Origin of the sequence: Arthrobacter sp. CAL618 (genome assembly GCF_000468215.1) — a bacterium.
Classification (GTDB): domain Bacteria; phylum Actinomycetota; class Actinomycetes; order Actinomycetales; family Micrococcaceae; genus Arthrobacter_D.
This window is the reverse complement of sequence record NZ_ASZW01000152.1, coordinates 7,849-16,706: the sequence shown is the minus strand read 5'-3', so window position 1 is coordinate 16,706 and position 8,858 is coordinate 7,849. Positions and strand designations below refer to the sequence as shown.

At 66.0% G+C, this 8,858-nt stretch carries 9 protein-coding genes and 2 pseudogenes (1 of these 11 running past the window's edge); 8 read left to right on the top strand and 3 right to left on the bottom strand.

Translation table 11 applies throughout. The annotated features are described in order from the left end of the window. Nucleotides 1-662: acyl-CoA dehydrogenase family protein (locus tag K728_RS0109180; protein ID WP_024476511.1), on the top strand; the 662-nt coding region annotated here is incomplete at its 5' end. A 12-nt stretch (nucleotides 663-674) separates the two neighbouring features. On the opposite strand, the gene K728_RS0109175 is transcribed toward K728_RS0109180, so the two are convergent. Next, complete coding sequence (locus K728_RS0109175; protein ID WP_019482699.1) at nucleotides 675-908, bottom strand: DUF5703 family protein; 234 nt, start codon at nucleotides 906-908, stop codon at nucleotides 675-677. A gap of 40 nt (nucleotides 909-948) precedes the next feature. On the opposite strand from K728_RS0109175, the gene K728_RS0109170 reads away from it, so the two are divergent. Continuing rightward, on the top strand, nucleotides 949-1,179 hold the full coding sequence (locus K728_RS0109170; protein WP_019482700.1) for a hypothetical protein: 231 nt from the start codon (nucleotides 949-951) through the stop codon (nucleotides 1,177-1,179). On the opposite strand, the pseudogene K728_RS18995 reads toward K728_RS0109170, so the two are convergent. Next, a pseudogene (locus K728_RS18995) lies at nucleotides 1,176-2,119 on the bottom strand (aldo/keto reductase). The gene K728_RS0109170 and the pseudogene K728_RS18995 sit on opposite strands and share 4 nt — an antisense overlap. A gap of 74 nt (nucleotides 2,120-2,193) precedes the next feature. Between K728_RS18995 and K728_RS0109160 the strand changes: the two are divergent. Next, nucleotides 2,194-3,018: an undecaprenyl-diphosphate phosphatase gene (locus tag K728_RS0109160; protein WP_019482702.1), complete on the top strand. Its 825-nt coding sequence runs from the start codon at nucleotides 2,194-2,196 to the stop codon at nucleotides 3,016-3,018. Nucleotides 3,019-3,090: 72 nt separating this feature from the next. Next, complete coding sequence (mshC, locus tag K728_RS0109155; protein ID WP_019482703.1) at nucleotides 3,091-4,368, top strand: cysteine--1-D-myo-inosityl 2-amino-2-deoxy-alpha-D-glucopyranoside ligase; 1,278 nt, start codon at nucleotides 3,091-3,093, stop codon at nucleotides 4,366-4,368. A 25-nt stretch (nucleotides 4,369-4,393) separates the two neighbouring features. Here mshC and K728_RS0109150 read toward each other — a convergent pair whose 3' ends face one another. After that, complete coding sequence (locus tag K728_RS0109150) at nucleotides 4,394-5,248, bottom strand: PAC2 family protein (protein ID WP_237742118.1); 855 nt, start codon at nucleotides 5,246-5,248, stop codon at nucleotides 4,394-4,396. A gap of 137 nt (nucleotides 5,249-5,385) precedes the next feature. Between K728_RS0109150 and K728_RS0109145 the strand changes: the two genes are divergently transcribed. The 4 genes and pseudogenes from K728_RS0109145 to arc all read left to right on the top strand — a co-directional run. Continuing rightward, a complete protein-coding gene (locus tag K728_RS0109145) occupies nucleotides 5,386-6,162 on the top strand; it encodes an HAD family hydrolase (protein WP_024476509.1) in 777 nt (258 codons plus the stop codon). Then, the gene (locus K728_RS0109140) at nucleotides 6,159-7,316 is read left to right on the top strand and encodes a site-2 protease family protein (protein ID WP_024476508.1); all 1,158 of its coding nucleotides are present in this window, start codon (nucleotides 6,159-6,161) and stop codon (nucleotides 7,314-7,316) included. Before K728_RS0109145 ends, K728_RS0109140 begins: the two co-directional genes overlap by 4 nt. Nucleotides 7,317-7,371: 55 nt before the next feature. Continuing rightward, nucleotides 7,372-8,460, top strand: coding sequence for a tRNA (adenine-N1)-methyltransferase (locus tag K728_RS0109135; protein ID WP_083850890.1), 1,089 nt, complete (start codon nucleotides 7,372-7,374; stop codon nucleotides 8,458-8,460). A gap of 101 nt (nucleotides 8,461-8,561) precedes the next feature. Next, nucleotides 8,562-8,858: pseudogene (gene arc / locus K728_RS18990) on the top strand (proteasome ATPase); it runs 1,466 nt beyond the window's last position.

Genomic DNA, 8,858 nt, shown 5'->3' with positions numbered 1-8,858 from the left:
CACCCGACGGCGCCGGGGAGCTGGTGCACGGAATCGTGACCCGGGGGACCGCAGGGGTCCACACGGTCGAGGACTGGGACACCATGGGCATGCGGGCCAGCCAGTCACACACCACCCGGCTGGACGACGTCGTCGTACCCGCCGAACGGATCTTCAGGCACCTCCCGGTCGGCCCCAACGCAGACCCCCTCATCTTCGCCATCTTCGGGGTCTTCGAGACGCTGCTGTCAGCGGTGTACACGGGGATTGGCGACCGGTCGCTGACCCTTGCCATCGACTCGGCCCGGCAGCGCACCACCGGTCGGGACGGCGTGGCCCTGTCTCAGGCGCCCGAGGTGCGCTGGCAGATCGCCGATGCCGCAATGGCCATCGACTCACTCGATGCCCAGCTACGGTCTGTGGCGCGGGACCTGGACGAGGGTGCAGATCATGGGAGCCAGTGGTTCGCCAAGCTGGTGGGCCTCAAGCTGCGGGCCACCGCCGTGGCCCGGCAGGTCAACGACGCGGCAATGCACCTTGCCGGCGGGCGCGGCTACCAGGCTGGTAGCGAAATCGGCAGGCTCCACCGTGACGTGCTGGCGGGCCAGTACCATCCGTCGTCCACCGAGTCGGCTCACCGCACGGTAGCGACCGCCTGGTTGGGTCCGCAGGAGGACAGTTAGGGCCTCCGGCTCCTAGGCCGTGCGTTCCACCCGGAGGACCTTGCGCCGCATCCAGTACCGGCGTCCGCCACCGATGTAGATGCAACTGCGTTCCAGTTCCCATTTGCCGTACTCGGCGTGTTCGGTCAGCGCCTGACGGGCGGCGTTCACCGGTTCGCCCGCGTTGACGGTCAACACCAGATACTCGTACCGGCGTTCGACGTCGCGCCGGGGCGCCGTCGTTGCGTTCAGAAATTGTTCTCGCATTTCCCTCCAATTTTGATCACTTTACCGATAACGTCTACCCATGAGTATTGATCCGCGTGTCGCGCTCCAAACCTTGGTTTCGGCGCTTGAGGAGCATCTTAACGCTGCCGCATCCCGGCGCGGGGACGAGGATCCGGCCGTTGAGGCCGCCTACCTGGCCATCGCCGACGCCTTCGACACCTATGAGGAAGTCCTCTACGACGCCCACGGGGAAGTGACGCCGCTGGTCATCTATGAAGACGGCGACGACGACGAATCCGACGAGTCCTAGGACTGGGCCGACACTTCGTCGAGCACTGCGGAGATTTGCGCGGGGAGCGGGTCCTGCCCCGCTGACAGGACATCCTTGAGCTGGTGGCTGGTCCGCGCACCGGTCATCGCGGCAGCCACCGTCGGCCGGTGCAGTACCCACCGCAGCGCCACTTCCAGTGGCGCCAGGTCCAGGCCTTTGGCGGCGGTGACCAGTGCCTCGGTGATCCGCTGCGGCCGTCCCGTGAGATACGGCTCCACGTAGGGCGCCCAGAGGTCCGATGCCGCCCGCGAATCCGCCGGGGTCTGACCCCGGTACTTTCCGGTCAGGACCCCACGACCCAGTGGCGCCCACGCCACCAGGCCCACCCCGAGGGCCTCCGCGGCAGGTGTCGCCTCCCGTTCCACGGTGCGGTTCAGCAGCGAGTATTCAGCCTCGTGCGCCGTCAACGGGAAACCAGCTGTGGCCGAGGCGAGGGCAAGTTCCCAACCCGCTTGGTTGGAGACGCCCACGTAGCGGGCCCGCCCCGTCCGGTAGGCCAGTTCCAGTGCCCCGAGGGTCTCATCCAACGGAACGGCATCAAGGCGGGCCGGGGCCAGCCACAGGTCGACGTGGTCGGTTCCCAGCCGGGCCAGGGAAGCATCAAGGGAATCGAGGAGTCCCTTCCGGGACCCGTCAGCGTGCCGCACCCCGCCGTGCTGGCGTGCCGACCCACCCTGGACGGCAAGAACCAGCTCGGACCGGGCGACGGTATCGCCGATCAGGTCCCCGAGGATCGCCTCCGCCCGGCCATCCGAGTAGCGGGNCGGGCGGCGGTCCCCACCAGGGTGCCGCCGGCCTCGGTGAACAGACGAAGCTGTTCCCGTGCCGTCTCCTCATCCGCGTCCTGCCCCCAGGTCATTGTGCCCAATCCCACACGGGATACCGTCAGACCGCTGCTACCCACGTTTTGCCACTGCATACGGTAAGCCTAAAGCCTCGGGGAGGGCTGTCGCCTACCGGAGGTTGACGGCTGAGTACTCTAAGGTCTTACTTGTGAATTGGATCGAAGCTGCCATCCTGGGCCTGGTGCAGGGCCTGACGGAATTCCTGCCCATCTCCTCAAGCGCCCACCTCCGGATTGTCGGCGAGTTTCTACCGAACGCCCAGGACCCAGGCGCCGCGTTCACGGCGATCACCCAACTTGGCACTGAAACCGCCGTGGTGGTGTTTTTCTGGCGCGACATTGTCAGGATCATTCGGGCCTGGAGTGGGTCGCTCGTCGGGAAAGTACCCACCAGCGACCCGGATGTGAGGATGGGTTGGCTCGTGATCCTCGGCAGCCTCCCGATCGGTGTGCTGGGGCTGCTCTTCCAGGACCAGATCGAGAGCACCCTGCGCAGCATGTGGCTGACCGCCACCATGTTGATCGTGTTTGGGCTCATCCTGGCGGTGGCGGACGCCGTCGGAAAGCAGAACCGGTCCCTGGACCAGTTGACGTACCGGCACGGCATCTTCTACGGCTTCGCCCAGGCGCTGGCCCTCATCCCGGGCGTCTCTCGGTCGGGCGGCACCATCACCGCCGGCCTTTTCATGGGGTACAACCGCGAAGCCGCAGCACGCTATTCGTTCCTGCTGGCCATTCCTGCCGTGTTTGCCAGTGGCTTTTTCCAGTTGTTCAAGAGCATCGGCGAGCCGGGCCCCTACGGGCTGGGGGAGACGGCACTGGCCACCGGTATCGCCTTCGTGGTCGGGTTCATCATCATTGGCTGGTTCCTGAAGTTCGTCTCCACCCGCAGCTACGGCCTCTTCGTCTGGTACCGCATCCTGCTGGGCCTGGCCCTGTTCCTGCTCCTCGGATTCGGCATCATCAACCCCTGATTCCCCTGTCAGCAGAACGTCTGGGGCGGATCGCTGGTCGGGTCACCGCTGCAAGGAACGTATTGTAGAAGTGTGATTGCGTGGAACTCTCGACCTATTCCTGTCCTGCCCGGCGAAAGCGCCGACATCGGCCTGTATGACACCAAGCAGCAGCAGTACGTTACGCTGCCGACGGACTCCCGGCATGGCCTTTACGTCTGCGGGATTACACCCTACGACGCCACCCATATGGGCCACGCCGCGACCTATGTGGCATTCGACCTTCTGAACCGCCTCTGGCGTGACTCAGGCGCCGTCGTGAACTATGTCCAGAACGTCACCGACATCGACGACCCGCTGCTGGAGCGGGCGGCCGCCACGGGGGTGGACTGGACTGATCTCGCCACGCAGCAGACGGATCTGTTCCGCGAGGACATGTACGAGCTCAACGTGATCCCCCCGGACCACTACATTGGGGCGGTCGAATCGATCGAGTGGATTGTCCCGGTGATCGAATCACTGCTGGAACGCGGCATCGCGTACCCCGTCGCCGGCGACGGGGCGGAGCCCGACGGCGACATTTACTTCTCGGTGGATGCAGCGTCCGCATCGCTGACAGGGCCGGAGGCCTGGTTCCTGGGCGCCGTTTCCCACCTCGGCCAGGAGGAGATGACCGGGCTCTTCGCCGAACGCGGCGGGGACCCTGCCCGCCCCGGGAAGAAGCATCCGATGGACCCCCTGCTGTGGCGGGTGGCTCGGGCCGGTGAGCCTGACTGGGACGGCAACACCCTCGGCAGGGGCCGTCCCGGCTGGCACATCGAATGTGCAGTGATTGCGCAGCGGTTCCTCGAACTGCCGTTCACCGTGCAGGCAGGCGGCTCTGACCTGGTATTCCCCCACCATGAGATGAGCGCAGCCCACGCGGAGGCAGCAACCGGCACGCCTCTGGCCAGGCATTACTCGCACGCCGGGATGGTTGGCCTGGACGGCGAAAAAATGAGCAAGTCCCGCGGCAACCTGGTGCTGGTGTCGTCCCTGCGCAGGGACGGCGTGGATCCGGCCGCGATCAGGCTGGCCATTCTCAACCACCATTACAGGTCGGACTGGTCATGGACCGACAAGGTGATTCCCCGTGCCCAGGACCAGCTGTCCAGCTGGCGGCTTGCACTGGGGTCGGCGACTGAGGAATCGGCTGCCGCACTGACCGCTGAACTCCGTGCAGCGCTGGCCAACGACCTCGACGCCCCCGCGGGGGTGGCAGCTGTGGACCGTTGGGCCGCCGAAGCACCCATCTCCGGCGGGACAGCTGACGGTGCCTCCGGCGTGGTCGACGCACTGGATGCGCTGCTCGGCATCAGGCTGACCCGCTAGAGGGGTCCACCGCCCGGACCCTAGCTCAGTCCTTGCGACGCTTTTTCAGGTACCGCTCGAACTCCCGGGCAATCGATTCCCCGCTCGCCTCGGGCAGGTCGGCGGTGTCCTTGGCTTCTTCCAGTTGCCGCACATAGGCGGCCACTTCGGGGTCTTCGATAGCCAGCTCGTCAACACCGCGCTCCCACGCCTCAGACTCTTCGACCAGCACGTGCATGTCCAGGGACAGGTGCAGCATCTCTTCGAGCCGGTTGAGCAGGGCAAGCTGCGCCTTGGGGGACGGGGACTGCCCCACATAGTGCGGTACGGCCGCCCACAGTGACAGCGTCGGTATGTCGGCCAGCAAGCCCACCTCACTGAGCACTCCGACTATCCCGATTGGACCCTCATAGGTGGACGGTTCAATGTCGAGGTTCTCCCGCACCAGATCATCATCCGAGGTGACCGTGACCGGGATGGGCCGGGTGTGCGGCACATCCGCGAGCAGAGCCCCCACCAGGATGATGCAGTCAACATTGAGTTCTTTGGCCGAGGCAATCAGTTCGGCTGTGTACGCACGCCACTTATAGGACGGCTCCACACCGTGCACCAGGATGAGGTCCACGTTCGTCTCGGGGACCGGGGCCTTGCTGATCCGCGTGGTGGGCCACTTGATTTTGCGCCGGCCCTGGGCGTTCCGGCTAACCACCGGGCGGGTGAACTGGAAATCGTAGAACTCGTCAGCGTCGATGCTGGCAACCTTCTCGCTGCCCCAGTACCTGCCCATGAATTTCAGCGCGTCGCTGGCCGCTTCGCCGGCGTCATTCCACCCCTCGAAGGCGGCAAGCATGATCGTCACCCGCCGGTCGGGGGAACCACTGTCCTGGAAAAGGCCACGAATTCCGGGCTGGACGCTGTCATCAAAGGTACTCACCACTTCACCCTAAACCTCCCCGCGCGGTGTTGGCAGCTATTGACTGCACCTTCGCGCAGAGCCAAAGCGGCCGCCGGGCATTAGCCTCCCCGTAGACTGGGGGTATGGCTAATTCCGATCCCAGTACAGTTGCGTCCATTTCCGGGCACGCCACCCACGACGACGACGGCCTCCAGGCAGTCCTCTGGGACATGGACGGGACCATCGTCGATACCGAGCCGTACTGGATCCAGGCCGAAAAGGATCTGGTCGCGAAGCATGGCGGCACCTGGTCCACCGCCGACGCCGAAGCCCTGGTGGGGCAGGCGCTGTCCTTCTCGGCGGGGGTCCTGCAACAGGCCGGCGTTGAGCTGGAAATCCGCGAGATCATCGACCACCTGACCACCGAGGTCCAGATCCGGGTCGCCGAAGCTGCGCCCTGGCGACCAGGAGCCGTCGAGCTGCTGGCCGAGCTGAAGGCGCAACACATTCCGTGCGCCATGGTCACCATGTCCGAGGGGCCCCTCGCCGCTGAGGTGGCAAGTCAGCTGCCGGCTGGGACGTTCGAGTTCCTGGTCACCGGGGACATGGTGCGGCGGGGAAAACCCGACCCGGAGGCCTACCAGCTGGGGTTCGACTCCCTCGACGGATCGAGGGGCACGCTATCCAAGCACCGGGTGGTCGCGATCGAGGACTCCCTTCCGGGCGCGACGTCGGCTGGATCCGCCGGACTGGTGACGCTGACCGTACCCCACATGATGCCGCTCCCGACCGATCGGGGCTGGTATCAATGGCCCACCCTGAGGCAGAAATCCGTGGCTGACCTCAACCGGCTGGTCCTCGACCACGCGGCGNCGTCGCTCACCGAGCCAGCCGTCCCGGCAGAGTCGGCCTCGCGGTGACCTCACCCGAGGCTCCTGGGCTGCAGCGGCGGGAGGGAATTTCCCTGGGGCGGCTTTGGGGGATTCCCATCGTTCTGGCCTGGTCCTGGTTCGTCATCGCCCTGTTTGTGGTGGTGGTCTTCGGCCCGCAGGTGGCCCGCGCCTTTCCCGGGATCGGGGCCGGAGCCTACGGCGTGGCCCTCGGGTACGCGCTGCTGCTCGCCGCGTCAGTGCTGGTCCACGAGCTCGCCCACGCGCTGTCCGCGCGGGTCTTCGGCTGGCCGACCACGCGCATTGTGCTCAACCTCTGGGGCGGGCACACCCAGTTCGAAAACTTCAACGCCAGCCCGGGCCGCTCGCTGATCGTGGCGCTGGCCGGCCCGGCGGCGAACTTTCTCCTCGCCCTCGCTGGCTGGTTGGCGGTCCCACTCTTTGAACCCCAGTCGGTAGGCCGCCTGCTCGCTGACATTTTCGTGTGGGCAAACCTGTTGGTGGCCGTGTTCAACGTGCTGCCGGGCCTGCCCCTCGACGGCGGACGAATTGTTGAATCTGCTGTCTGGAAGGCTACCGGCAACCAGGACAAGGGCACCGTGGCGGCGGGCTGGGCTGGCCGCGTCATCGTGATCCTGCTCGTGGTTGCCGTCCTCGGACTTCCCCTGCTGGCCGGAGGGACGCCCGACCTGATGGTGGTCATCATCGCAGCGGTGATGGGCGCGTTCCTTTGGATGGGTGCGACGGCGGCCATCAACAGCGCCCAGATGCGGCTCCGCCTCCCGGCGATCAGTGCTGGCCGGTTGAAGCAGCCAGCCTTCAGTATCCCGGCCGGAACCACCGTGCAAACGGTCAGGAAACTCGTCCGGGACAACCCGGGGGCGGCGATTGTCCTGACCGGTGCGGGCGGACAACCCGAAGCAGTAGTCGATACTGGCGCCCTGCTCAGCGTCCCGGACGATGCGGCCGAGACCACACCGATCAATGCGGTGGCCCGGGCACTCTCTCCCGGCGCCTACGTGCCGGAAGCAGCCGTTGGCCAGGAACTGGTGCAGTTCCTGGCCAAGCTGCCCGGCAGCGAATACGCGGTCATCGACCGGATGGGACGGGTCACCGGCCTGCTCCACCAGTCGACGGTGGTGTCGGCGATCACCGGCAAACCCTTCCCCGGCCAAAATTCCTGACCTGCCGCCACCGACGTGTGCGTGCTCTACCCCCAATAGCTAAGGACGATCGTTGATGAACACCCCCGGAAGCACCCCCGCGGAACACCCTCCCCATGGTGCAGCCGTCCGCCGAGGCCCTTTCCGTGCAGGGGAGCGTGTGCAGCTGACCGACGAGAAGGGCCGCATGAACACCATCACGCTGACCCCCGGCGGCGCGTTTCACACCCACAAGGGATTCCTGCTTCACGATGGGCTGATCGGTTCCCTGGAGGGGACTGTTCTCACCAACACCAGCGGCCAGCTGTATCAGGCGCTACGCCCGCTCCTGTCGGACTTCGTGCTCTCCATGCCCCGCGGCGCGGCAGTGGTCTATCCCAAGGATGCCGGCCAGATCATCACCATGGCCGATATCTATCCGGGTGCGCGAGTGGTGGAAGCCGGGGTTGGCTCCGGTGCCCTCTCCATCTCGCTGCTCCGCGCCGTCGGCGACGCCGGTTACCTGCATTCTTTTGAACGGCGGGCCGAATTCGCTGACATTGCGCAGGGAAACGTCGAGACCATTTTTGGTGGGCCCCATCCGGCCTGGAAAATCACCCTGGGCGATTTTCAGGAGCAGGTGGTCGAGCAGGAGGAACCCGGCAGCGTTGACCGGGTGGTTCTTGACATGCTCGCACCCTGGGAATGCCTCGACGCGGTAGCCACCGTCCTGGCGCCGGGCGGGGTGTGGATCAACTATGTTGCAACGGTGACGCAGCTGTCCCGCACCGCCGAAGCCATCCGGGCTGATGGGCGTTTCACCGAACCGGACGCCTGGGAATCGATGGTCCGTGGCTGGCACCTGGAAGGGCTCGCCGTCCGACCCGACCACCGCATGGTCGCGCACACCGGCTTCCTCCTGATCACCCGCCGGTTGGCGCACGGGGTCACCGGTCTGACGACCAAGCGGCGCCCCTCGAAAACGGATTTCAGCGCAGAGGATCTGAACGCCTGGACACCCCAGGCTGTGGGTGAGCGTGAGGTTTCGGACAAGCGTCTGCGCCGGGTGGCCCGCGATGCGAGCTCCACGATCCAGCGCGGCGCGCTACCCGCTGACGAGGCGCAGGCCCGTCGTGACCAGATCGCGGACGCTGCCCGTGAGGCGGACGGGCCGACAGAAAGCTAGGGCCGAATGCTACCCGGGGCGGCGACTATCAGGAATAACCCGGCTCACTGCGCTATGGTCGAATGAGAGCATTAATCGAGCACTGAAGGTGGGCGATACGCATGGCTGACTTCGAGAACGTAGACCCTCCGGAACTGTCCGCTGCCGCCCCGCCCGAGGCCGGGGTGGGGGCGAGCCAGCTCGCTGCGACTCAACGGCAACTGAACGTCCTGCGGGACCGGCTGCGCAACATTGACCGGCAGTTATCGTCTGCGGCCCAGAACAACACCAAGCTGGTTGCCGCCCTGGAGGCGGCGCGTGCCGAAATTGTCAGGCTCAAGGGGGCCCTCGAGAACGAAGGCGCCACCCCGTTCAGTTTCGGCACCATCATCGAACTCAATGCGCTGCGGCCCGGCGAC

What these genes read in the sequence shown, in the direction of transcription:
- K728_RS0109170 (WP_019482700.1), top strand. Translation starts at nt 949, where the DNA reads ATGAGTATTGATCCGCGTGTCGCGCTCCAAACCTTGGTTTCGGCGCTT.
- K728_RS0109175 (WP_019482699.1), bottom strand. Translation starts at nt 908, where the DNA reads ATGCGAGAACAATTTCTGAACGCAACGACGGCGCCCCGGCGCGACGTC.
- K728_RS0109135 (WP_083850890.1), top strand. Translation starts at nt 7,372, where the DNA reads ATGAACACCCCCGGAAGCACCCCCGCGGAACACCCTCCCCATGGTGCA.